Origin of the sequence: Pseudomonas sp. HOU2, from assembly GCF_040729435.1 — a bacterium.
Taxonomy (GTDB): domain Bacteria; phylum Pseudomonadota; class Gammaproteobacteria; order Pseudomonadales; family Pseudomonadaceae; genus Aquipseudomonas.
Map to the genome: position 1 here is coordinate 757,896 of NZ_CP160398.1, position 24,488 is coordinate 782,383.

Genomic DNA, 24,488 nt, shown 5'->3' on the forward strand with positions numbered 1-24,488 from the left:
AGATCGCAGCCTGCGGCAGCTCCCACAAGGTATTCCTGTTGTAGCTGCCGCAGGCTGCGATCTCTTGATCTCTAAGCGGTCAGCGAATAAATCAACGCCGAAATCGCCACCAGACCCACGGCGGTAACAAACACGTTCGACGCCTGACCGCGATAACGCGCCATCGCCGGCACTTTACGGATCGCGTACATCGGCATCAGGAACAGGATCGCCGCGATCACCGGGCCACCGATGGTCTCGATCATCCCGAGAATGCTCGGGTTCAGGGTAGCGACGATCCAGCACACCACCAGCATGAACGCCGCCACGATGCGATCCAGCGCCTTGGCGCCCGGACGCTTGCCGCTCTTGACGATCAGGCCCTTGAGGCCTTCGCTGGCACCGATGTAGTGGCCGAGGAACGACTTGGAAATCGCCACGAACGCAATCAACGGCGCCGCGAAAGCGATGGTCGGATTGCTGAAGTGGTTAGCCAGGTACGACAGGATCGACAGGTTCTGCGCCTTGGCTTCGGCCAGTTGTTCCGGCGACAGGGTCAGCACGCAACTGAAGACGAAAAACAGCACCATCACCACCATCAACAGGTGGGCGCGGAAGAGGATCTGCGAACTGCGCTGGTCAGCGTTGACGCCGTAACGACGCTTCTGGTCCACCGCAAAGGCCGAGATGATCGGCGAGTGGTTGAACGAGAACACCATCACCGGAATCGCCAGCCACAGCGTGTGCAGCAGCGCCGACGGCGCCGGTACTTGCGAAGCGGTGGTGAGAATGCCGCCATTCCAGTGCGGAATCAGGTACACCGCGAGGAACAGCAACGCAACGATGAACGGATACACCATCAGGCTCATCGCCTTGACGATCACCTGCTCGCCGCAACGCACCACGGCCAGCAGGCCGAGGATCAGCACGAACGACAGCAGCGCGCGCGGTGGCGGCGTGATGTGCAGTTGGTGTTCGAGGAAGCTGGCGACCGTGTTGGTCAGGCCGACGCTGTAGATCAGCAGGATCGGGAAGATGGCGAAGAAGTACAGCAAGGTGATCAGCGCACCGGCCTTGATGCCGAAATGCTGCTCGACCACCTCGGTGATGTCGGCGCCTTCGCGACCGGAAAGCACGAAGCGGGTCAGGCCTCGGTGGGCGAAGAACGTCATCGGGAAGGCCAGCAGCGCGAGGATCACCAGCGGCCAGAAGCCACCCAGACCGGCGTTGATCGGCAAAAACAGGGTACCGGCGCCAATGGCCGTCCCGAACAGTCCCAACATCCACGTGGTGTCATGGCGATTCCAGCTCGACAGTTCAGCTGGTGCTGCCGTTTCATAGCGTTCGTCGACGCTATTGGCCTGATCATTCATCCGGTCGGATCTCCGCATTCCGGTCACTTGCCACTCGGTCAGGACGCGTCGGAAAAAACCGACAGACATGCTCCGGCCGAAACAGGGGCGCGATTCTCCGCGATAAATGAGCAGAAGCAAAGACTTAGCTGAGGAATGGTTGTGCGGAGCAGATCAGCGAGTTGTCGTTTTCGGGAAAATGGCTGTCGGCTCCGGATACGTGAAATGTCGTTTTCCGGCAAGTTTCAACGTCATACGAGCGAGACGACTTGATCAGATCGATCGAGCCAGCATGAATCCGAGTGACATGCAAAACAGGCCGAACGCCAGCATTCCCCAGATTGGGTACATATCGCCCTTGTTTTTGATGCGCATTCTTTCTTCCCACTCATCGTGTTCACGTTCCAGTTGTTCCATTCTGGCTTTGCGATCATAGGTACTCATGTGGTTTTCCTTTGGATCATGGGTCGGACGGTTGTGAAACGAACAATCAAAACTTGAAGAAAACGCCTGCTACTGCGGTGATTGCTGTCACCACCCCAGCTATAACTGCGAGCGGATATAAATTTGTCTCTCTCTTAAGCTTTTTTTCCTCCGCCAATAGCTTTTTCCTTTCGGCCACAAGCTTTCTTGACTCATTCTCCAGCCTGTCGAGTTCCAGATTTTCAAGATCGTTCTTGAGCATTCGCCTTCCTTGGCTGCCGGCAGTCCCTGCCCGGGCTGCTTTGTGCCCACATGATTTCGCGTTCATCACCCTTCCGATAGCAGATGCATCTGCCAGATTCGTAGGCAAAATCCGCGAAAATTGTAGGTAGCCTCGTACAAAAACAGCGGCGAATTCATCACCCCACACTTTCAATCTGGCCGACATGTTCTAGCGTGAGAGGAGTCCCTTGCCCAACGGAGTCTTTGCCCATGCCCCTCGTGCGCGTCGAAATCAAAAAACACTCTGACCCCACCTTCGCCAAACGCATCGGCGAGCAGATCTACGCCGCCATGCGCAGCACCATCAACGTGCCGGAGCACGACAACTTCCAGATTCTCAACGAGCATGATGGCGAACATTTCATCTTCGACCCGCAGTACCTGGGCATCCAGCGCAGCGATCAGTTGGTGATCATCCAGATCACCCTCAATGAAGGGCGGACGCTGGAGCAGAAAAAAGCCCTGTACCAGACCATCGCGCACAGCCTGAACAGCCAACTGGGCATCCGCCTGGAAGACGTGTTCATCAATCTGGTGGAAGTCAAAAAGGAGAATTGGTCGTTCGGCAACGGCATCGCTCAATACGCCAGTTGACAGCCCTTCGCCGCCGCCAGCATGATCGGCGGCATGAACCTTCGCCCGCTGCACCTCACCCGTACCACCACGACCGCCACCGGCGGGTCGTGGTGTTGCTGCCTGAGATGAATCCAGCGCAGTGAACCCAAGGCCCCGCCAGCAATGGACGGGGCCTTGTTGTTTCTCCCGTCCGTGCGGCACTTGCAGCCCTCAAGGAGAAACACCATGCCCGCAGCACTGTTGATCATCGATATGCAGGTCGGTCTGTTCCATGGCCCGGAAAAACCCCACGACGGCGAGCGCGTGCTCGCCAACATCCAGCACCTGATCCACCAGGCCCGCCAGCAACACGTGCCGATCTACGCCGTACGCCACACCGGCCCGGCAGGTTCGCCGATTGCCGCCGGCAGCCCCTTCTGGCAATTGCTGCCGGAACTCGATCTGAATGCCGAGTCCGACCATGTGTTCGACAAGTCCCGCCCCAACGCCTTCCATGGCACTGATCTGGCGCAGCAACTTAAAAGCCGAAATGTCGAAGATCTGTACCTGGTCGGCATGAAAACGCAGTTCTGCGTTGACGCCACCTGCCGCGCCGCTGCCGATCTGGGCTTCAAACCGTTGCTGGTGACCGACGCCCACACTTGCATGGACACCCCGGCATTACCCGCCCACGTCATCATCGAGCACCATAACGCCACCCTCGGCGGGGCATTTGCGCGGCTGATCAACAGCGCCGACGTGAGCTTCTGACGAAGCGCCCGCGCGCTCCCCGTTTCAGCTCCTACACTGGCTGAAGCGGGGCTGCGGCCATCATTGCCAAACCGCTCTGGAATCAGCACTCTGACACGACTTTCGCGACCGAACCGCCACTGATCACAGGAGCCGCGCAATGCCCGCCACCGTTCTGGTACTGGTTGAAACCATCAATGACTATTTACCGATTCTCGAGCATCAGGGCTTTCATCTGATCCTCGCACCAACCCCTGCCGAACGTGCGCAAGCCATCGCCAGCCACGGCGCACGGATCGACGCGGTGCTGACCCGTGGCCCGCTGGGACTGACCGCTGAGGAAATCGCCGCCCTGCCAGCACTGAAAATCATCACCGTGATCGGCGCCGGTTATGAACACGTCGACCTGCAGGCTGCCAGCGATCGCGGGATCACCGTGACCAACGGCGCCGGGGTCAACGCTTCGTCGGTGGCCGATCACGCGATGGCGATGCTGTTGGCGCTGGTGCGCGACATTCCGCGCTGCGATGCGGCAGTGCGCCGGGGTGAATGGCCAAAAATCATGCGCCCTTCGCTGGCCAATAAACGCCTGGGCATTCTCGGCCTGGGCGCGGTGGGCATGGCGATTGCCAAGCGTGCCCAGCTCGGTTTCGACATGCAGATCAGTTATCACAACCGTCAACTGCGCAGCGATGTGCCTTATGCGTTCTGCTCGACGCCAACCGAACTGGCACGCGCCTCGGACTTTCTGATCATCGCTACGCCGGGCGGCATCGGCACCCAGCATCTGGTGACTCGCCCGGTGCTCGACGCCCTTGGCCCGAACGGTTTCATTGTCAACATCGCCCGGGCGAGTGTCATCGCCACAGCGGATCTGATCACTGCCCTCGAGCAACGGCGAATTGCCGGCGCCGCACTGGACGTGTTCGATCACGAACCGCAGGTGCCGGATGCACTGAAAGTGCTGAGCAACGTGATTCTCACGCCGCACGTTGCCGGCCTGTCACCCGAGGCCACCCAAGGCACGGTAGAGCTGGTCGGCAAAAACCTCGTGGCGTTCTTCTCCGGGCAACCGGTGCTGACGCCGATCGCCCTGCCCCCCAGGCTCAACAACCAGCGCGTGCATTGAAAAGCGCCGGCAGCGCCCTGCTGCCGTACCTATTCGAAACGCTGATTATCCTGCAACACGCTAACCTATAAGACCGCTGCGCGCTTGTGGCCGCCCGAGTGCGCCATTAGATTAGCCAATGATGTCTGGCCTCCAAAATAAGCAGAAGGGATAAGCATGGCGCTTACTGACCAGTCCACCCGTATCCGCGCTGGCGAAGAACTCGATGCCAGCCTGATCGATCCGTACCTCAAGGCGCACATTCCGGACCTGACCGGCACCCCGCAGATCAGCCAGTTCCCCGGCGGTGCGTCGAACCTGACGTACCTTCTGGAGTACCCGCAGCAGGAATTCGTGCTGCGCCGGCCGCCGTTCGGCCACAAGGCCAAATCCGCCCACGACATGGGCCGCGAATTCCGCATCCTCAATCAACTGCGCGACGGTTTCCCGTACTGCCCGAAAGCCTACGTGCACTGCACCGACGAGTCGGTGATCGGCGCGGAGTTCTATGTGATGGAACGGGTCAAGGGCATCATCCTGCGCTCCGACCTGCCGCCAGAACTGGGCCTTGATGCGGCCAGGACTGAAGCACTGTGCAAGAGCTTCATCGACCGTTTCGTCGAACTGCACCGGGTTGACTACAACGCCTGCGGCCTCGGCGATCTGGGCAAGCCTGAAGGCTACGTCGCCCGTCAGATCAAAGGCTGGAGCGAGCGCTACGAAAAGGCCCTGACCCCGGATGCGCCGCACTGGGAGCAGGTCAAAACCTGGCTCAACGACAAGATGCCGGCCGACCATCCGACCTCGAGCATCGTCCACAACGACTATCGCTTCGACAACGTGATCCTCGACCCGGACAACCCGATGCAGATCATCGGCGTGCTCGACTGGGAACTGACCACCCTCGGCGATCCGCTGATGGACCTGGGCAACACCCTCGCCTACTGGATTCAGGCCGATGATCCGGCACCGGTGCAACTGATGCGCCGCCAGCCGAGCCATGCTCCGGGCATGCTGACCCGCCGCGAGTTCGTCGATTACTACGCCGAACGTGCGGGTATCCGGATCGACAATTTCGACTTCTACTACACCTACGGCCTGTTCCGCCTGGCAGGCATCGTGCAGCAGATCTACTACCGCTTCTACCACGGCCAGACCCAGGACAAACGCTTCGCGCAGTTCATTCACATGAACAAACTGCTGGAGCACATGAGCCTGCAGGTCATTGCAAAATCGAGCCTCTGACGGCCCACACCAAGGAACCCTTATGTCCAAGACTCAGTTGTTCGACCTCGACGGCAAAATCGCATTCGTCTCCGGCGCCAGCCGTGGCATCGGTGAAGCCATCGCCAAACTGCTGGCCCAGCAAGGTGCCCACGTGATCGTCTCGAGCCGCAAGCTCGAAGGCTGCCAGCACGTCGCCGACGCCATCATCGCTGCCGGCGGCAAAGCTACCGCCGTGGCCTGCCACATCGGTGAAATGGAACAGATCAGCCAGGTATTCGCCGGGATCAAGGAACAGTTCGGCCGCCTCGACATTCTGGTCAACAACGCGGCGACCAACCCGCAGTTCTGCAACGTGCTGGACACCGATCTGGGCGCATTCCAGAAGACCGTCGACGTGAACATTCGCGGCTACTTCTTCATGTCGGTAGAAGCCGGCAAGCTGATGCGCGAGAACGGCGGCGGCAGCATCATCAACGTCGCCTCGATCAACGGGATTTCACCGGGCGTGTTCCAGGGCATCTATTCGGTGACCAAAGCGGCAGTGATCAACATGACCAAGGTCTTCGCCAAGGAATGCGCGCAATTCGGCATCCGCTGCAACGCCCTGCTGCCGGGTCTGACCGACACCAAGTTCGCTTCAGCGCTGGTGAAGAACGATGCGATCCTCAAGCAGGCACTGACGCAGATCCCGCTCAAGCGCGTGGCCGATCCAAGTGAAATGGCCGGCGCGGTGCTGTATCTGGCGAGTGATGCGTCGAGCTACACCACCGGGGTTTCGCTGAATGTGGACGGTGGGTTCCTGTCCTGATTTCTCTGACAAATGATTAACCCTGTGGGAGCGGGCTTGCCCGCGAAGACGTAGTGTCAGGCACCATCGCTTTGAATGACACACCGCATTCGCGGGCAAGCCCGCTCCCACAGGGGTTCTCTGTCAGTCAATGACTTTGGGCCATTACCTGACGAAGCGCACCTACAACTTCCGCAACAGCAAACGCGCAGCGCCACAGCGCTACTGCGTGACACACCGGGTGGTGGTGATATGCCGAGTGACCTGCTCGTCAACGTACATATCGCCGGACACCTGAGTGTTTTCCAGCGTCTGACAAGTACGCACCGGCGGCGGTGGAGGTGCAGCAGGAGGCGGTGGTGGCGGACTGGCGCAGCCACTGAGCAGCGCAACGGAGAAAGCCAGCGACAACGGCAGATACACGCGTTTCCCAGGATTATTCATAGGACGATCCGCGGTGAATGGAAGAGCCACTTCCGCCATTGCGCACGAATACCGCGGATGACGGAAGACCTGACCACTCATTCTTTATAGCCGACCACCCTGTAAGCGCCAGTGAAATGGAGGGGGATGGGGGAACTGGCTGTCGATTTTGTGGGGAGCAAAGCTGAGTGGGAGGGATACATCAGCAAGAAATGTGTTCTCTGCAAGGCCGCCATCGCTGGCAAGCCAGCTCCCACAGGTGTGAGTATTTCTGCCAGAAACAGGCCGACTGTGAGGCCGCCATCGCCGGCAGGCCAGCTCCCACAAGGATTGAGTATTTCTGACAAAACTAGGTCGGCTGTCAGGCCGCCATCGCCAGCAGGCTGGCTCCCACAAGGATTGAGTATTTCTGCCAGAAACAGGTCGGCTGTCAGGCCGCCATCGCCAGCAGGCCGGCTCCCCCAAGGAGTAGTATTCCTGCCAGAAACAGGTCGGCTGTCAGGCCGCCATCACCAGCAGGCTGGCTCCCTGAAGCCCCAGATCAAAAGATCGCAGCCTGCGGCAGCTCCTACACTGGCCGAGTGTCAGCTCGCCGAAAGCTTTTGATCTGAGGGCCCGTCGGCAGGCTGAGTGGAGGGATTTATCCGGGGGTGGGAGCGCAGCGACCGTTTGGCGCAGCCAAACACAGCGAGAGGAGGTGCAGCGAAGCAAACCGTAGGCGCTGCCCCCCGGATGAATCCCGCAGCGAAGGAACCCGAGCCCAGGCGAGGGCCGAACGTCAGGGTAAAGCCTTTTGGGTTACCTTTTCGGCGTTTGGAAAAGGTGACCCGCCGTAAGGGCGGAACCATAGGAGGCCGTTACCGCAGCAACGGATATACACCCCAAACCCCCTAAAACCCTAAGCCATATCCGGATCCCGAGCAGCCCGCAAAGAATTACTCTCCAACTCATACCGCAACTCATCCACCAGCGCCGCCACCGACTCCGGCGTACGCAACGCATCAAGCTTCAACCCGCTGATCACCAGATCCACCTGCCCCGAATCCGGGTGATACAACTTCACTGTCAGCGAATGATCCCCATCCACTGAACACTCGCACGCCAATGGCGAAAAACTCTGTTCGAGGCTGGCGCGCAACTGCGCAAGATTCATCATGGAGCCTGTTCCTTTAGCTGTTTCGAAGGGAGACGATCCCAAGCCGACAGGCTCGTATCGCACCCCAACAGACTAAGAACTGCCCCACCGCACCAGAACCTGCATTTGCACCGCATCAATTAGTGCATTTGCACCTAACGCTGGCCCTTCGTGCCGCGCTCGCCAGAAAACAGCCCGCGCTCCCGCGCCCAGACAATCGCCTCGCTGCGACTGTGCACATCGAGCTTGGAATACACCGTCGCCACATGATTGCGCACCGTATTCGGCGCCAGCTTCAGGCGTGCGGCGATCTCCTTGTCAGCCAGCCCTTCGCAGATCAGTCCCAGCACATCGCGCTCGCGCGCCGTCAGGTCAGTGAACGACACGCTCGGCAGTTGCGGCGAGTTGACCTTCTTCACGTTGGCCAGTTTTTCGATCAGCGTCCGGCTGAACCACGAAGCATCCTTCATCACCTCTTCAATCGCCGCCACCAGCTCCAGCTCGGTGCGCTTGCGTTCAGTGATGTCCATCAGCACCAGCAAATAGCACGGCGTGTCCTGGATATTCACGGTGTCGGCAGACACCGCGCACTCCAGCAGATCCGCATCCTTCTTGCGCACCCGGACGTCGACCCGATCAACCCGACCGCTTTTCGCCAGGGCGGTCAGCAGTCGGGCCCGCGCGCCATCGTCGTCGATGAAATGCAGTTGGGTCACGGTTTTACCGACGACATCGTCACTCTCGTACGCCAGAGCGTCGAGGAACGCCTGATTGACATCGATCACCTGCTGCTCTTCGGCGGTGCAGATCAGAATCGGCACCGGGGTCAGGCGGAACGCCTTGGCAAAACGCTCTTCACTCTGACGCAGCGCCACCTCGGCCTTGTGGCGCAGCTCCATGTCGACGAAGGAAAACAACATGCAATCCTCATCATTGAGCACCAACGGCTGCCCGGCAACGATCACTTGCTTGCTGCCGCCATCGGGCAGGTGCAGTTGCGCCTGCATCTGCGGAATGGTCGCCACATCGCGCAGGCGCTGGATCGCCAGATCTCTTTGCTCGGCCTGTTCGAAAATATCGATTTCATAGGCTGAAGTGCCGATCACCTGCTCGCGGGTGTAACCGGTCATCTCCAGAAACCCCGGATTGACCTTGATGTAGCGCAAATCGCTGAGGCGGCAGATCACCGCCGGCGCCGGGTTGGCGTTGAAGGTCTTTTCGAAGCGCTGCTCGGCGTTGGCCCAATCGGTGACGTCGCTCATGATCAAGACCAGCGACTCCGGCTGCCCTTCGCGGTCGGTCAGCACCATGCTGCGCACGCTGTGCACCCAGACATGCTCGGGATCTTCCACGGCGCTCAGCTCGATCAACAGATCACTGAAGACTTCGCAACGGGCGACGCGGCTGATCGGATAGTTTTCCGGGGGGATCACGTGATTGTTGCGATAACGCAGAGTGAAACGTTTGGCGTACTCATCGGCATTTACGCCCAGCTCACCGATCCGGCTGACACCGTGCATCGCCAGCGCCGCCTCGTTGGCCCAGAGGATGCTCTGATCGAGCTCCAGCAGAATCACCCCGTCGGACAGCCCGGCGATGATCTGCTGCAGCTGGCGACGGTTGGTTTCAGTGGTCAGGACTTCCTGGCTCATTGGATCTCCACAGGGAATGCACGTGTGAAGATTACGACCGCAGGCAATCGTGATCGTGCCGAACATAAATTCCCGCACCATCACAGTCCCCCTGTGGGAGCGAGCTTGCTCGCGAATGCGGTATTTCAGTCAAATAATTCGTCGGCTGACACACCGTCTTCGCGAGCAAGCTCGCTCCCACAAGGGGGATCAAGGTTGGCCTGACATGTCCACCAGCTCGCGCAACGTATCGAGAAACAGCCTGAGCACCGGCGAAGCATCATCCGCCCGGTAAGTGGCATACAACGGCACCTCCGGCAGCGCAGGGGTCAGCTTGCGAAACACCAGCCCCGCCGGTGCCAGTTGCTCGATCGAAGCCGGCAGCAGCGCCACCCCAAACCCGGCGCGTACCAGGCTGAGCAACGTCTGCACCTCGATCACCTGCTGGCGGATCTGCGGCGTGAAACCGGCCTGAATACAGCACTGATAGAGAAAGTTGGCAAACCGCGACTGCTTCAGCTCCAGCGCGACAAACGGCTCCTGCGCCAGATCCGCCGGCGCCAGCACTTCGCGGCTGGCCAGCGGATGATCAGCCGGCATCACCACATGAATCGGCTCGTAGATCAGCAGTTCATTGCGCAACAGCGGATCGTCATAACCGACGCGGAACACGCAAGCGTCGATACGTTTTTCCTTCAGCGCCTTGACCTGCGCCGCCGGGGTCATTTCATGCAGCCGCCAGTTCACCTGCGGATAGCGCTCGCGAAACAGGTGCAGGGCCTTGGGCAGCACACCGACCATCACCGAACTGATCATGCCGATCTCCAGCTCACCGAGCTGCCCGCGCCCGGTCTGACGGGTCAGGTCCAGCGCCCGCTCAAGCTGTTCGAACACCAGCGGCGCCTGCTCCTTGAGCATCTGCCCCGCCGCTGTCAGCTCGACCCGATGGTGACTGCGCTCGAACAGCGGCGTGCCGAGTTCTTCTTCCAGCAGACGAATCTGCTGGCTCAGCGGCGGCTGGCAGATGTGCAGACGCTCGGCGGCGCGACCGAAATGCAGCTCATCGGCCAGGGCCATGAAATAGCGCAGCAGACGCAGGTCCATGGCGGTTTACCCCAGACTCAACGGCGTTGAACGCTGGCGCACGCCGGTCAGGCTGAACAGTGCGTTGGCGATCGCAGGCGCTACGGAAGGGCTACCCAGTTCGCCGACGCCACCGGGTTTGCCTGGCTCACCCTCCAGCACCACGATGTCCGTGGCGGGCATGTCCGACATGCGCGTCACGCGGTAGTCGTGGAAATTGCTCTGCACCACCCTGCCCTGTTGAATGTCGAGCCGATCAAACAACGCATGGCCGAGGCCCCACATCAGGCCGCCGTAGATCTGCTCTTCGACGCCGCCAGGTGACACCGCCAGACCGCAATCGACCACGCAGGTCAGCTTCTCGACTTTCGGCTTGCCATCGACCGTCGCGACCCGCGCCACCACCGCGATAAAACTGGTGTAACCCTGATTGGTGGCAATCCCCAACGCAGTGCCCGGCGGCAGCGGCTGGCCCCATCCGGCACGCTCGGCGACCTGTCTGAGCACCGCCACATGCCGTGGCCGCTCCTGCATGTTGGCCAGACGGAACGCCAGCGGATCGGCGCCCGCTGCGTGGGCCAGTTCGTCCATGAAGCTCTCGACGGCGAACACGTTGGGAATGAAACTCACCGATCGATACCAGCCACTGGGCACATGGCTTTCGTGCTTGACCCAGTTCAACTGCAGATGCGGCGGACGATAGGCGAAGTCCCACGCGGTGATCGCTTCGGTGGTGCTGTAATCCATGTGATCCGGGCGTTCGAAATAGCCCGGCTCCCACTGCTCCGGCGAGGCCGGTGACACCGCGTGCAGTTGCAGTGCGTTGAGTTTGCCTTGGGCATCCAGCGCGCCTTTGACCCGGTGCAGCGTCGCCGGGTGATTGAACAATGCGTGCATCTCGTCTTCGCGGCTGTTGAGTAACTTCACCGGCACGCCGGTCTGCTGCGCCAGATACGCCACTTCGAACAACCAGTATTTGGCCTCCCGCGCACCGAAGCTGCCACCGGACACCAGCTCGTTGATGGTGACCTTGCCTTTGTCGATGCCGCACACGGTTTGCGCGGCTTCCAGCGCCGAAGACGGCACCTGCACGCCGCCCCAATAAGTGATCGCCTTATCTTGCACGTGCGCGGTGATGCAGATCGGCTCGAGCGGGTTCTGCACCTTGTACGGCATGCGGTAATCGGCTTCGAGCAGTTGCGCCGCGTGCGGCCATTGCGCGTCGACATCGCCATGCGTCATGGCCGTGACGGTTTGGCTGTGCGGGTCGGAAATAGCCGCAGCCTGGGCCTTGGCCAGTTCCGCGCTGTCGAACCCGGCCAGTGGCGAGTCGCTCCATTTGATCTCCAGCACCTTGCGGCCCTGCTGCGCCGCCCAGAACGTGTCGGCCAGCACCGCCACGCCTTCCAGGTTGCCACCGAGTACATCGGGCCGCCCCGGAATCGCAAGCACCTGGCGCACGCCCGGCACCTGCAATGCCGCCGCCGAATCGACGCTGAGCACTTTCGCGCCGACTACCGGCGCGCGCTGAATCACCGCCACCAGCATCTCCGGCAACTGCACGTCGATGCTGTACTTGAAGCGCCCGCAGACCTTGGCCGCGGCATCCCGTTTGTGCCGCAGTTTGCCGATGTACTTGAACTGCGCCGGATCCTTCAGCGTGACGTTGGCCGGTGCCGGCAAATGCGCCGCCACGCCGACCAGTTCGCCGTAGCCGAGGCTGCGTTTGCTGGCCGCGTGAATGACCCGGCCTTCTTCGGTACTGCAGCTGTCGGGGCTGACTTTCCATTGCTTTGCGGCCGCCGCGATCAGCAGCGCCCGCGCCGTGGCCCCGGCCATGCGCAAGCGCTCGTATTCCAGGGAAACACTGGTGCTGCCGCCCGTAGAGAAGACTTTCCAGACCGGGTGAATGTAGGTGTCGAAAAACGGATCTTCCGGGGTGATCACCTGCACGGTCATCGGGTTCACATCCAGCTCTTCGGCCACACACGCGGCCAGCGCTGTTTGCGTGCCGGTGCCGGAATCGTGCTTGTGCACCACCAGTTTCACCGTGCCGTCGGGGAAGATCCGCACCCAGGCGTTGGGTTCGAATTCCGTGGCCGGGGCCGGCGCCTTCGGGTCGCTGGCGGCGCTGCCGAATGGCAGGTACAAGGCAATCGCCAGGCCCGAAGCGAGCGTCGCCGTTTGCTTGAGAAACACCCGCCGGGACGGTTCGAGCAAGGTGTCGTCGCGCAGGCTCATCATGCCTCCTTCGGCGCGTTCGCCGCACGTTTGATCGCTTTGTTGATTCGCGCGTAAGTGCCGCAGCGGCAGATATTGCCGCTCATCGCATTGCGGATCGAATCGTCGCTCACCGCCGCGCCGGTGTTGAGCAGCGCGGCGGCGGACATGATCTGCCCGGATTGACAGTAGCCGCATTGCGGCACATCTTCGGCGACCCAGGCCAGTTGCAGCGGATGGCTTTCGTTCGGCGACAAACCTTCGATGGTGGTGATGCTGTGGCCCGCGACGGCGGCCAGCGGCAACTGGCAGGAACGCACCGCGACGCCGTCCAGATGCACGGTGCAGGCACCACACAGGCCCATGCCGCAGCCGAATTTGGTGCCGGTGAGTTTCAGTTGGTCACGCAGTACCCATAACAAGGGCATGGAGGGGGACGCTTCATCCAGCTCGCGTCGTTCGCCGTTAACCGTGAATGCGATCATTGTCAGGCTCCAAAAGAGCGGCCCGTCTTTGTGCGGGCCTGGTCACCGATTATTGGAACCCCGGGCAAATCGCGGCCAGCGACGATTTCTGCCAACCGCTGTTAGCAGGACTAACAACATGTACAAGCGATACCCGTCAGTGCAGTCCATGAGTGCGTTCATCCACGCGGCGCGCAGTGGCAGTTTTTCCAGCGCGGCGCGCAAACTTGATCTGACTCATAGCGCGATCAGCCAGCAGATTCGCGCACTGGAAGATTTCATCGGTCAGCCGTTGTTTGTGCGTGAAGGCGGCGGCAGCAACCTCACCGACGCCGGGCAGCTGTTTGCCAGCGTGCTGTCGGACGGTCTGGCGCAGATCGACCGCGCACTGTCCTCGGTGAAAAACCGCAGCGTGGCGCAGCGCCTGACTCTGGATGTGGACAGCGAGCTGGCGCAGAGCTGGCTCAATCCGCGCCTGCCGGAGTTGCTCGACGGACTGCCGGATTACGAGGTGACGCTGCTGTCGATGCCGCGCAGTGATCGCAGCACGTTCGAGCGGGTCGATCTGGCGTTGCGTTACGGCTATGGCGATTGGGATGACTGCGAGATGACGCAGATCTGTGGCGATCGGGTGTTGGCGGTGGCTTCACCGGCGTTGCTTGAGCGTTATGGTTTGCAGTTGCCGCTGAGCCCGGCGCAGATTCTTGAACTGCCGCTGTTGGGCTATACGCGGCGCTCGTGGATTCCGTGGCTGGACGCAGCCGGAATGCCGCCCGAGGAGCCACCGGCGCGGGTGGTTTTCGATAATGCGGCGAACCTGATTGCGGCTGCCGAAGCGGGTGTCGGTGCCGGGCTGGTGCGTGGATTGCTGGCTGCCGATGCGTTGCGCAATGGGCGGCTGGTGGCGCTGAACGAGGCGCAGATTGCCGCGCATTACAACCTCTACGCCGTGTGGCCGCACGGGCAGGCGGAGCGGGTGGCGCCGGTGGTTGAGGTGATCAGGCAGTTGGCTGCGCGTACACAGTCCTGACGCCATCGCTGGCAAGCCAGCTCCCACAGGTTTTTGTGATGTGACACAGATCGGATCAACACTTCGATCACTGTGGGAGCTGGCTTGCCAGCGATGGCGTCGGCACATTCACCCTAAAACCAAAACCATATCGCCCAAGTATCACCACCGCGCCCAATTAATATTGTACGAACCCTCCCCCGCCTTCCAATACTCGCCCTCAGCAACCACCCACCCGGGCCGGATGCGAACAGGCGAGGGAATGCGCGAGTGCTGCGCATAGAAATGGCCGATAGCCCGGGCCGTGGATGCCGAGAGCCGCAAGGCTCCCTTCCCCGCTATCAGGAGATCGACTTCAATGATCATCGATATCAGCTGCTATCCCACGGATCTCGTGGACCTCGCCTGGAGGCATGACGGTGACCCGTTCACCGGCGAGCGTCTGCTGGAGATGATGGATGGCCCGTACATGGTCAACGGCAAACCTCGCCGTATCGACAAAGCCTTCATCCAGCCGCCGCAGGGCAACACCATCTACACCTGGACCGACGGCGAACTCTCGGGCCGTGAATCCATCGACGCCTACATGGCCTACACCCTGAAAATGGTCCAGACCTACCCCGATCGTTTCATCGGCTGCTTCGTCTACAACCCGCGCTGCGGCGTGGAGAACGGCGTCGAGGCGATCGAGCGCTACGTCAAGCAACACGGTTTCAAGATGGTGCAGATGCAGGCAAACATGCACGCCTACCGGCCTGACCGGGCGCTGGACTGGGTGCGCCCGTGCTTCGAGAAATGCGCCGAGCTGGGCATTCCGGTCAAGCTGCACACCGGCGACGGGCCGTACAGCATCCCCTCGGAATGGGTGCCGATGATCAAGGAATTCCCCAACGTGAATTTCATCATGGCCCACTTCGGCGTGCAGACCGGCGGCGTCTACGTGTTCGAACCGATGCAATGGGCGATGGAGCTGCCCAACGTCTATTGCGAATCGGGCTGGTGCCTGCAATCGCGGATCGTCGAGTTCGCCAAGGTCTTGCCGACGCACAAGATCCTGTTCGGCACCGACACCCCGCCGAACGAACCGGGCATGTGGCTGCGCCTGCTCGAAGTGCTCTGCCACGAACCGCCGCAGGGCCTGAACCTCGACGAGGACACCCTCGAAGAATATCTGGGCAACAACACCGCGCGGATGATCGGCCTCGAACCGACCCCGCCGCCGCGTTCCGTTTCCGAAGCAGAGGCGCAGCTCAAGCGCCCCGTCACCACGCAACTGGCCAGGAGCTGAACCGATGATCATCGACACCCATCTGCATCCCACCAATCTGGTCGATGAGGCCTGGCGCCACACCGGCGAACCGTTCACCGGCGAGCGCATGCTCAAACTGATGGACGGCCCGTACATGATCAACGGCAAACCGCGCCGCATCGACATGGGTTTCATCCAGCCACCACCGGGCAACACCGGTTATCGCGACGGCAACCGCCGTGGCCGCGAGGGCGTGCGTGACTACATGTCGTACGTTGCCGAACTGTGCGTGAAGTACCCGGATCGCTTCATCGGCAACTTCAACTTCAACCCGCGCTGGGGACCGGAAAACGGTGCGGCGGAGCTGGAATTCCACATCAAGGAATACGGCTTCAAGATGCTCAAGCTGCACGCCAACATGCACGGCTATCGTCCGGATCGGGCGCTGGACTGGTTACGCCCGGCGATGAAGGTCTGCGCAAAGTACAACATCGTGGTGCTGATCCACACCGGCGATGGCCCGTACACCATTCCGACGATGTTCTACCCGATCATCCGTGAGTTCCCGATGGTCAATTTCATCATCGGCCACTTCGGCATCCAGACCGGCGGCAACTACTCGTTCGAGGCGTTCTGGATGGCGATGGACACGCCGAACGTGTACTGCGAATCCGGCTGGTGCTTCCAGTCGCGGATCGTCGAATTCGCCAAGGAACTGCCGCGCAACAAGATCGTGTTCGGCACCGACTCGCCGCCGAACGAACCGGGCATGTGGCTGCGCGAGCTGGAGGTGTTGTGCTCACCGGCACCGCAGGGCCTGGGCATCGATGAGGATCATCTCGAAGACTACCTGGGCAACAACATCGCCCGGTTGTGCGGGATCGAGCCGACGCCACCGCCAAAGGATCTGGTTGAGGCCGACATACGCCTGACCACCACTTATCTCTGATACCGCTGTTCGCTGAAGCCATGCTGAATCCTTGTGGCGAGGGAGCTTGCTCCCGCTGGGTGGCGAAGCCGCCCCCAAAGAACAAGGCCTGCTGCGCAGTCCAGCGGGAGCAAGCTCCCTCGCCACAGGGATCTGCTCAGCACCTTAGTGAACAGTAGAGGCAACACAGCGACTTTACAGGCACGAAGATGACCCGGCGTTCCCTCGACCGGCAGGCCAACGGCTGCTCGATCGAACGCCCTCTCACCCCTGCGTGCCTGCTTTTTACGAGGTGAAACCATGACCCGTTCGACGCTCGGCGATTCTCAGGACTTTCACGCGTTCATCGATGCCTATCGCCGTGAATACCCGGACGATGTGCTGACCATCACCCAACCCGTTTCTGCCGATCAGGACATCACCGCCCTGGTCGATGCCCTCGCCGCACAGGGCCGCGATCCGCTGCTGATCTGCGAACACGTCGGCGGCCTCAAGGTGCCGGTGGCGACCAATCTGTTCGCCTCCCGCACCCGCATCGCCCGGTTGTTCGGCGTAACGCCTGCACAACTGCACGAAACCTTCCAGCGCCGCGCCAACCAGCCCATCGCCCCGCGCTACGTGGAAAGCGGTCCGGTGCTCGATGAAGTGTTCGAAGGCGAAGCCGTGGATCTGGCGCTGCTGCCGATGCTCAAGCATTTCGACAGCGACCGCGGCCCGTACATCACCAACGCGATCATCATCGCCGAGCACCCGCAGACCGGCATCGCCAACATGAGCTACCACCGCTCGATGCGCCACGCCCGCCAGTCCCTGGCGACCAGCCTGCACTCGCGTGGACACCTGTGGCGGATGCTGCAGACCGCCCGCGAGCGCGGCGAAGAATTGCGCGTTGCAATGGTGGTCGGCGCGCATCCGTTGTTCATGCTCGCCGCTGCCGCACGCCTGCCCTACGGCAGCGATGAACGCGCCGTCGCCGGGGGCCTGTTCGGCGCGCCGCTGGAGCTGGTGAAAACCCCGCGCTACGGCATCGGAGTACCGGCTTACGCCGAATTTGTCCTGGAAGGCGCCATCGACCCGACGGCCTACGCCGAGGAAGGCCCGTTCGGTGAGTTCAGCGGTTATTCCTCGGATCGCTCGACCAACAACGTGCTGCGCGTCGACACTCTGCTGCGGCGCAAGGACGCCTGGCTGGTGGACGTGATGGGCGGCCGCTACGCCGAACACCTGACCCTCGCCCGGCTGCCCCGCGAAGCGGAGATGAGCGAGAAGCTCAAGGCGCGTTTCCCCGCTGTCACCGCCGTGCATTACCCGAATTCCGGCACGCACTTTCATTGCTACGTGGCACTGGATCAGAGCCGCGACGGCGAGGCACGGCAAATCATGCTGGCCCTGCTCGGCTGGGATCCGTACCTGAAAAACGTGATCGCGGTGGACAGCGATATCGACATCACTGACGACAGTCAGGTGTTGTGGGCGCTGGCCACGCACTTCCAGCCGCATCTGGATATTTTCGTGATCGATGGCTTGCCCGGCAGTCCGCTGGATCCGTCGTCTTCGGTCAACGGCACCACTTCGCGCATGGGCCTTGATGCCACACGCGGTTCAGGCTTCGACGGTATCAAGGCGCAGCTGGATCAGGATGTGCTCGAACGTGCGCGGGTGTTGCTCAAAGGCCTGGCATCGTGAGCCGTCAGCGGATGGTAGTGGGCATCAGCGGCGCGTCCGGCTTCATCTACGGCGTGCGCCTGCTGCAATTGCTCGCCGAACTGGACATTGAAAGCCACCTGATCATCAGCCGCGCCGCGCTGCTGACCATGGCCCACGAGACCGACTACAAACTGGCTGATGTCACTGCACTCGCCAGCCACTACCACCGCGCCGATGACGTCGCCGCCGGGATCGCCAGTGGCTCGTTCCGTTGCCTGGGCATGGTGGTCGCGCCGTGTTCGATGCGCACCCTGGCGGAGATCGCCACCGGCACGTCTTCCGGGCTGATCGGCCGCGCCGCCGACGTCACCCTCAAGGAACGCCGCACCCTGGTGCTGATGGCCCGCGAAACCCCGCTGACCCTCGCCCACCTGCGCAACATGACTGCCGTCACCGAGATGGGCGGGATCATCGCCCCGCCGGTGCCGGCGTTTTACGCGCGGCCCGAGAGTCTTGGGCAAATGGTCGATCACAGCCTTGGCCGGGTACTCGACCTGTTCGGCCTGGATGCCGGCGTTGCCTGCCGATGGCAAGAACCCCCCCGGCCCCTGTGGGAGCTGGCTTGCCAGCGATAGCAACAGGTCAGCCGGCATCACTGGTGAATGACACACCGCCATCGCTGGCAAGCCAGCTCCCACAGTTGATCGCACTCCGACAAAAAACACAGGTAAGGAGCTCCAGATGAACACCCCCTTCAACGCCCCAACCCCCAACACCAAAATCCCCGTGACCATCCTCACCGGCTTCCTCGGTGCCGGCAAAACCACCCTGCTCAACTACATCCTCAAGGAAAACCACGGCCGCAAGATCGCCGTGATCGAAAACGAGTTCGGCGAGGTCGGTATCGACGGCGATCTGGTGCTCAGCTCCGAGACCGAAGAAATCTACGAAATGGTCAATGGCTGCGTGTGCTGCACCGCCGAGGTGCGCGAGGATCTGGTGCGCATCGTCCGCGAACTGGTGGCGCGCCCGGTGCGCCTCGATCACATCCTGATCGAGACCAGCGGTCTGGCCGATCCATATCCGGTGGCACAGAGCTTTTTCATCAATGACCCGATTGCCGAGGAAGTCGAACTCGACGCGATCGTGACCATGGTCGACGCCAAGCACATCGCCCAGCACCTGGAAGATCTGCAACTGGATGGCGTCGACAATCAGGCGGTGGATCAGATCGTCTGCGCCGACCGCATCGTCATCAACAAGGTCGATCTGGTCAGCAGCGACGAGGTGGAAATCCTGCGCGGCAAGATCCGTGGTTTGAACGCCACCGCAGATCTGGTGACCTCCACCCATGCACAGATCGATCTGACGAAAATCCTCGGCATCGGCGCGTTCGAGTGCACGCAGAAGCTCATGGAAATCGGCGCCGAGCCTGAGCATCACGAGCATGACCACCAGCATGAATCGGATGACCACGAACACGACCCGAGCGTGTCATCGGTGGGCATCGCCGTGGACGGCGCCGTCAACCTGATGGCGTTCCACCGCTGGATCAGCGAGCTGCGCTCGTCCCAGGCCGACAACCTCTATCGCATGAAAGGCGTGCTCGCCGTCGCCAACGAAGACCAGCGCTACGTGCTGCAGGGCGTGCACAGCCTGGTGGAATTCCGCGCCTCGACCGCCTGGGGCACGGAGCCCCGTTCGAGCAAGATCGTGTTCATCGGCCGCGACCTGGACCGCGCGGCGCTGAACCAGGGCTTTGCCGCCTGCCTGGCAGGCTGAGCAAGGCACCGGAGCCGGTGGATGGCGGCTTCGCAGCACGAATGACTGAAACCACTCAATTGACGGTGACACCGAACCTGTGGCGAGGGAGCTTGCTCCCGCTGGGTCGCGAAGCGGCCCCTGAACAGCATGGGCCTGCTGCGCAGTCCAGCGGGAGCAAGCTCCCTCGCCACAGGTGTCATCACGACGCCAATCAATTGATCGGCATCAGACGAATACCCCTCTCTACCGCATAAAAACAGCCAGAGGTGATTCCCCATGTCGTCAGCCACTCCTTCCTCCACCGTGCACCCTGTCGACCGGATTCTGCCGGTACGACAGATGCTCACCCTCGGCCTGCAACACATGGCCGTCTCGTACATCGGCGCCATCGCCGTGCCGTTGATTGTTGCCAGCGCGCTGAAAATGTCCCACGCCGACACCGTGGTGCTGATCAGCACCACGCTGTTCTGCTCCGGCATCGCCACCCTGTTGCAGACCGTCGGCTTCTGGAAATTCGGCGTGCGTCTGCCGATCCTGCAAGGCGTGGCATTCAGCAGCGTCGGCCCGGTGATCGCCATCGGCAGCAACCCCGACGTGGGCTTCGCCGGAGTTTGCGGCGCGGTGATCGGCGCCGGGATTTTCACCCTGCTGATGGCGCCGTTCGTGGGCCGATTGCGGCGGTTTTTCCCGCCGGTGGTCACCGGCTGCATCGTCACGGTGATCGGCTTGCAGCTGTTCCCGATCGCCTATGAATGGGTCGGTGGCGGACGCAACGCGAGCAACTTCGGCGCCCCGGCATTTCTCGCGGTGGCGGTGGTGGTGCTGCTGACCATTCTGCTGGTCAATCGTTATGGCAGCCCGCTGCTGCGCAACATGGCGGTGCTGGTGGGGATGCTGGTCGGCGCCGGTCTGGCCTACGGTCTGGGCATGGGCAATTTCCACAGCGTCGAAGACGCGCCGTGGCTGACCGTGCCCTACCCGTTTTACTTCGGCCTGCCGACCTTCAGCCTGATCCCCATCGCGACCATGGTGGTGGTGATGATCGTGCAGATGGTCGAATCGATGGGGTTGTTCGTGGCCATCGGCGACATCGTCGACAAACCGGTGGAAGACAAGCAGGTGATCAACGGCCTGCGCGCCAATGGCCTGGCCAGCACCATCGCCGGGATGTTCGCGGCATTCCCGTTCATCGCCTTCATGGAAAACGTCGGCCTGGTGATCCTGACCGGTGTGCGCAGCCGCTGGGTGGTCGCCGTCAGTGGCCTGCTGATGTGCTCGATTGCGCTGGTGCCCAAGGCCGGGGCGATCATCGCGTCGATGCCGACGGCCGCGTTGGGCGGTGCCGGTATTGCGATGTTCGGTGTGGTCGCGGCGGCGGGCATCCAGACCCTGGCCAAGGTCGATTACGAACGCAATCGCTTCAACGTGCTGATCGTCGGTTTCACCATCGCCGCTGCGCTGGTGCCGGTGCTCGCCCCTTCCCTGTTTAAACAAATGCCCGAGTGGTCACAGCCGTTCCTGCACAGCAGCGTGGTCATCGCCTGCCTGGTGTCGGTGCTGCTCAACGCGGCGCTCAACGGCGTCAGCGTGCCAGACACCACAGCCGGCAAATCCGCCTCGCACATTCTCTGACTGGAGCCTGCCCATGACTCAACTTCAAAACATCCTGATCAAAAACCCCGTGGCGGTGATGACCGGCCTGCGCGGCCCGCGTGCCCGCGCCGGGGCGGCGGACATTCGCGTGGTCAACGGACGCATCGCCGAAATCGCCGCTAACCTTGAGCCGCAACCCGGCGAGCGGGTGATCGATGCGCGCAACTGCGTGGTCTATCCGGGCTGGATCAACACCCACCATCACCTGTTCCAGAACCTGCTCAAAGCCGTGCCCGAAGGCTTGAATCAGGATCTTCAGGGCTGGCTGGCGAGCGTGCCCTACCCGCGTCTGAATCGCTTCACCCCGCAACTGGCGCGGATCGCCGCCCGCCTGGGCATGGTCGAATTGCTGCTGTCCGGGGTGACGACGTGCGCCGATCACCACTACCTCTACCACGCCCACGGCAGCACCGAGACCGGGGATCTGCTGTTCGATCTGGCCGATGAGTTCGGTCTGCGTTTCGTGCTCTGTCGCGGTGGCGCGCTGGAATCGGCCAGTGCGCATCCGGGCTTCTCGAAAACCGCGCTGCAACCGGAAAGCCTCGAGCAAATGGTCGGCGACATTGAGCGACTGAAATCGCTGTATCACCAGGACACCCCGGACGCCCTGCGCCGGGTCGTCGTCGCGCCCACCACGCCGACCTTTTCGCTGCCGCCGACCCTGCTGCGCGAACTGGCGCACACCGCCCGCGGCCTCGGTTTGCGTCTGCACACGCACCTGTCGGAAACGCAGAACTACGTGAATTTCTGCCGCGAGAAATACAACTGCCTGCCGGTGGAGTTCGTCGCCGAACACGAATGGCTCGGCCCCGACGTCTGGTTCGCCCACGCCGTGCACCTGCAACCCGGCGAAATCCGCATGCTCGCCCAGACCGGCACCGGCATCTCGCACTGCCCGGTGAGCAACGCTCGCCTCGGCAGCGGCGTCGCGCCAGTGCCGCAAATGTATGAAGCCGGCGTGCCGATTTCCCTCGGCGTCGACGGCGTGGCGTCCAACGAATCCGGGAGCATGGTCGGCGAAGCCAACACCGCATGGCTGATCCACCGCGCCGAACAAGGCGCCTCGGCGACCACCGCCGAAGACGTGATCCACTGGGGCACGGCGGGTGGTGCACAGGTGTTGGGGTTGGGCGCGGTAGGAACGCTGGAAGTCGGCCAAGCGGCGGATCTGGTGATCTACAGCCTTGATCATCCACGGTTCTTCGGTTTCCACGATCGCGCAGTTGCCCCGGTGGTCGCGGGGGAACCGATCACGGTGAAATACAGCCTGGTGGGCGGCCGGATCGTGGTCGACAACGGCGTGATTCCGGGGCTGGATATCGAACGGATGCGCGCCGAAGCGTGGGAAGGAGTGCAGGCGATGATGAATATCGACGATTGACCGCGGATCCGCATGCAATGCAAAACCCTGTGGGAGCTGGCTTGCCAGCGATGGCGGACGTTCAGTGAATGCAGCGGTGACTGATCCACCGCTATCGCTGGCAAGCCAGCTCCCACAAAAGAGTGCTGCATTCGCGACTTCCGGGTTTCTCGACTAAGGTTACCCCCTCATCGGATTGAGCCCCTGCCAGCTTCACCGGGCTCTTGATCAAGGAGAGACTGATGACGTCGCGTCGCAACATCGAACAGACTTATCGCACCTGGTCCAGCCCGATTTTGCTGGAGCTGAAAAAGCGCGAACACCAAATGGCGCCGGTCGAGCGTCAGGCGCTGGAGAATGTTTTGGTCGAACGGCGGTTGCTGGATGTGGGCAACCCCAACGGCCCTGACAGACGCCAGGGCATTGCGGGCAAAAATGACCGACCCGGTTGAGCACCGCGTCAGAGCAGGAGGTTAAGCCCCAACTGCAGCAGTTCCTTGCGCAGCATCGACGGTTTCACAAGCGCCATGCCCGCCTGCCATCGCAGCGGCAACAACCGATCCAGCTTCTGCTGGCTGAGCAGCGGCTCAGCCAGCAAACAACTCTTGCCGTCACGGATGCTGATGACGTTCAGCAACCAGTCATCGCCCTGCCCGGCCATCCAGCGGCTGATCTCGACATGCCGTTTTCCAATCAGGGCATCGGCATCCCATACGGTCATCTGGGCGAAAACCTGCGGCAGGTTGCTGTCCGGGTTGAATCGCTTCAGATCCGCCGCTAACGCTGCCTGCAGGTCTGCTTCGATGGCGGCCTGACATTCGAGGAAATACTGCTCGGGCCAATTCGCCGGCAGATTCGCCCGCGGCGCCAATATTTCATAAGCCTCGATATCCAGTTCGGTGGTCATCTGCCCGCTGAAGTTGAGTGTGTTGTCGAGGATTGCCGTGGCCAGTAATGCCGCGCTGTGCACGCTGATTCGCGGTAGCAGGCCGGCGCTTTGCCAGCGCTGAAAAACCAGCGTCGCCGCTGCGCCGATCGGGCGGATATCGGCGGCGCAACCCAGTCGCTCAGCCCAGTACCGTTCAGAACCGGGATGATGGTCGATGACCTCCACCACTTGGTCGAGCACCACCAGCGGGTCAAGGTGCTGATAGTCGGACACATCGACCAGCACGAATTCGTCGTTTGCTTGTGGAGAGTAGCGGTGAAACTCGGCACCCCAGCTCAGAACGGTCGGCGACACGCTGCCGTTGGGTCTGGCACTGCTGACAGCACGGGCGGAAATGCCTTGCAGGTTGAGCAACTCTGCGTAAGCGATACAGCAGGCGTAGGCGTCGATGTCCAGATAGGACGCGCCGGAGGTGATGATTTTCATGGGGCGCAAACGTCGCACATTTCCATGACATTGGGGTGACATAAAAAGATCGCAGCCTTCGGCAGCTCCTACAGGTTGAATGCA

23 protein-coding genes and 1 pseudogene are annotated in these 24,488 nt (G+C 61.7%); 14 read left to right on the top strand and 10 right to left on the bottom strand.

Annotated features, from left to right (window positions below; genetic code table 11):
• Positions 1–71: 71 nt before the first annotated feature.
• The 3 genes from ABV589_RS03180 to ABV589_RS03190 all read right to left on the bottom strand — a co-directional run bounded on the left by ABV589_RS03180 (position 72) and on the right by ABV589_RS03190 (position 2,016).
• Positions 72–1,352, bottom strand: a complete 1,281-nt coding sequence (locus ABV589_RS03180; RefSeq protein ID WP_367086166.1) for an HAAAP family serine/threonine permease — start codon at positions 1,350–1,352, stop codon at positions 72–74.
• A 252-nt stretch (positions 1,353–1,604) separates the two neighbouring features.
• Complete coding sequence (locus tag ABV589_RS03185; protein WP_007965765.1) at positions 1,605–1,775, bottom strand: hypothetical protein; 171 nt, start codon at positions 1,773–1,775, stop codon at positions 1,605–1,607.
• Positions 1,776–1,821: 46 nt separating this feature from the next.
• Complete coding sequence (locus ABV589_RS03190; RefSeq protein ID WP_367084826.1) at positions 1,822–2,016, bottom strand: hypothetical protein; 195 nt, start codon at positions 2,014–2,016, stop codon at positions 1,822–1,824.
• A gap of 230 nt (positions 2,017–2,246) precedes the next feature.
• Between ABV589_RS03190 and ABV589_RS03195 the strand changes: the two genes are divergently transcribed.
• The 5 genes from ABV589_RS03195 to ABV589_RS03215 all read left to right on the top strand — a co-directional run bounded on the left by ABV589_RS03195 (position 2,247) and on the right by ABV589_RS03215 (position 6,484).
• The gene (locus ABV589_RS03195) at positions 2,247–2,630 is read left to right on the top strand and encodes a tautomerase family protein (protein WP_367084828.1); all 384 of its coding nucleotides are present in this window, start codon (positions 2,247–2,249) and stop codon (positions 2,628–2,630) included.
• A 207-nt stretch (positions 2,631–2,837) separates the two neighbouring features.
• Complete coding sequence (locus ABV589_RS03200) at positions 2,838–3,362, top strand: cysteine hydrolase family protein (RefSeq protein ID WP_367084830.1); 525 nt, start codon at positions 2,838–2,840, stop codon at positions 3,360–3,362.
• A 139-nt stretch (positions 3,363–3,501) separates the two neighbouring features.
• The gene (locus ABV589_RS03205) at positions 3,502–4,470 is read left to right on the top strand and encodes a 2-hydroxyacid dehydrogenase (RefSeq protein ID WP_007965759.1); all 969 of its coding nucleotides are present in this window, start codon (positions 3,502–3,504) and stop codon (positions 4,468–4,470) included.
• A gap of 156 nt (positions 4,471–4,626) precedes the next feature.
• Positions 4,627–5,694: a phosphotransferase family protein gene (locus ABV589_RS03210; protein WP_367084831.1), complete on the top strand. Its 1,068-nt coding sequence runs from the start codon at positions 4,627–4,629 to the stop codon at positions 5,692–5,694.
• A gap of 22 nt (positions 5,695–5,716) precedes the next feature.
• Positions 5,717–6,484, top strand: a complete 768-nt coding sequence (locus ABV589_RS03215) for an SDR family oxidoreductase (protein ID WP_007965755.1) — start codon at positions 5,717–5,719, stop codon at positions 6,482–6,484.
• 201 nt (positions 6,485–6,685) lie between these two features.
• On the opposite strand, the gene ABV589_RS03220 is transcribed toward ABV589_RS03215, so the two are convergent.
• The 6 genes from ABV589_RS03220 to ABV589_RS03245 all read right to left on the bottom strand — a co-directional run bounded on the left by ABV589_RS03220 (position 6,686) and on the right by ABV589_RS03245 (position 13,440).
• A complete protein-coding gene (locus tag ABV589_RS03220; protein ID WP_045122399.1) occupies positions 6,686–6,907 on the bottom strand; it encodes a hypothetical protein in 222 nt (73 codons plus the stop codon).
• 877 nt (positions 6,908–7,784) lie between these two features.
• Entirely contained in the window at positions 7,785–8,042 is a 258-nt protein-coding gene (locus ABV589_RS03225; protein WP_123588182.1) for a DUF1652 domain-containing protein, read from the bottom strand.
• Between the two features lie 134 nt (positions 8,043–8,176).
• Positions 8,177–9,673 (bottom strand): helix-turn-helix transcriptional regulator, encoded by a 1,497-nt coding sequence (locus tag ABV589_RS03230; RefSeq protein ID WP_367084834.1) that lies wholly within the window; start codon positions 9,671–9,673, stop codon positions 8,177–8,179.
• A gap of 189 nt (positions 9,674–9,862) precedes the next feature.
• Entirely contained in the window at positions 9,863–10,756 is an 894-nt protein-coding gene (locus tag ABV589_RS03235; RefSeq protein ID WP_367084836.1) for a LysR substrate-binding domain-containing protein, read from the bottom strand.
• A gap of 6 nt (positions 10,757–10,762) precedes the next feature.
• Entirely contained in the window at positions 10,763–12,976 is a 2,214-nt protein-coding gene (locus ABV589_RS03240; RefSeq protein ID WP_367084837.1) for a molybdopterin cofactor-binding domain-containing protein, read from the bottom strand.
• Positions 12,976–13,440, bottom strand: a complete 465-nt coding sequence (locus ABV589_RS03245; RefSeq protein WP_367084838.1) for a (2Fe-2S)-binding protein — start codon at positions 13,438–13,440, stop codon at positions 12,976–12,978. The genes ABV589_RS03240 and ABV589_RS03245 overlap by 1 nt, the downstream gene beginning before the upstream one ends.
• Positions 13,441–13,558: 118 nt before the next feature.
• On the opposite strand from ABV589_RS03245, the gene ABV589_RS03250 reads away from it, so the two are divergent.
• The 9 genes and pseudogenes from ABV589_RS03250 (at position 13,559) to ABV589_RS03290 (ending at position 23,481) form a co-directional block, all read left to right on the top strand.
• Positions 13,559–14,449: a LysR substrate-binding domain-containing protein gene (locus ABV589_RS03250; RefSeq protein WP_367084839.1), complete on the top strand. Its 891-nt coding sequence runs from the start codon at positions 13,559–13,561 to the stop codon at positions 14,447–14,449.
• A gap of 337 nt (positions 14,450–14,786) precedes the next feature.
• Positions 14,787–15,716 (top strand): amidohydrolase family protein, encoded by a 930-nt coding sequence (locus ABV589_RS03255; protein WP_086792694.1) that lies wholly within the window; start codon positions 14,787–14,789, stop codon positions 15,714–15,716.
• A 4-nt stretch (positions 15,717–15,720) separates the two neighbouring features.
• Positions 15,721–16,626, top strand: coding sequence for an amidohydrolase family protein (locus ABV589_RS03260; RefSeq protein WP_003224037.1), 906 nt, complete (start codon positions 15,721–15,723; stop codon positions 16,624–16,626).
• A 279-nt stretch (positions 16,627–16,905) separates the two neighbouring features.
• Positions 16,906–18,291 (top strand): UbiD family decarboxylase, encoded by a 1,386-nt coding sequence (locus ABV589_RS03265; protein ID WP_367084840.1) that lies wholly within the window; start codon positions 16,906–16,908, stop codon positions 18,289–18,291.
• Between the two features lie 11 nt (positions 18,292–18,302).
• A pseudogene (locus ABV589_RS03270) lies at positions 18,303–18,918 on the top strand (UbiX family flavin prenyltransferase).
• 75 nt (positions 18,919–18,993) lie between these two features.
• Positions 18,994–20,034 carry a GTP-binding protein gene (locus ABV589_RS03275; RefSeq protein WP_367084841.1) on the top strand — a complete coding sequence of 347 codons (1,041 nt, stop codon included), beginning with the start codon at positions 18,994–18,996 and terminating at the stop codon, positions 20,032–20,034.
• Positions 20,035–20,292: 258 nt separating this feature from the next.
• The gene (locus ABV589_RS03280) at positions 20,293–21,648 is read left to right on the top strand and encodes a nucleobase:cation symporter-2 family protein (RefSeq protein ID WP_367084842.1); all 1,356 of its coding nucleotides are present in this window, start codon (positions 20,293–20,295) and stop codon (positions 21,646–21,648) included.
• A gap of 13 nt (positions 21,649–21,661) precedes the next feature.
• A complete protein-coding gene (locus tag ABV589_RS03285; protein ID WP_367084843.1) occupies positions 21,662–23,050 on the top strand; it encodes an amidohydrolase family protein in 1,389 nt (462 codons plus the stop codon).
• Between the two features lie 221 nt (positions 23,051–23,271).
• Complete coding sequence (locus tag ABV589_RS03290) at positions 23,272–23,481, top strand: hypothetical protein (protein WP_007965250.1); 210 nt, start codon at positions 23,272–23,274, stop codon at positions 23,479–23,481.
• An 8-nt stretch (positions 23,482–23,489) separates the two neighbouring features.
• Here the strand turns inward: ABV589_RS03290 and ABV589_RS03295 are convergent, their stop codons facing one another.
• Entirely contained in the window at positions 23,490–24,404 is a 915-nt protein-coding gene (locus tag ABV589_RS03295; protein ID WP_367084844.1) for a DHH family protein, read from the bottom strand.
• Positions 24,405–24,488 lie beyond the last annotated feature (84 nt).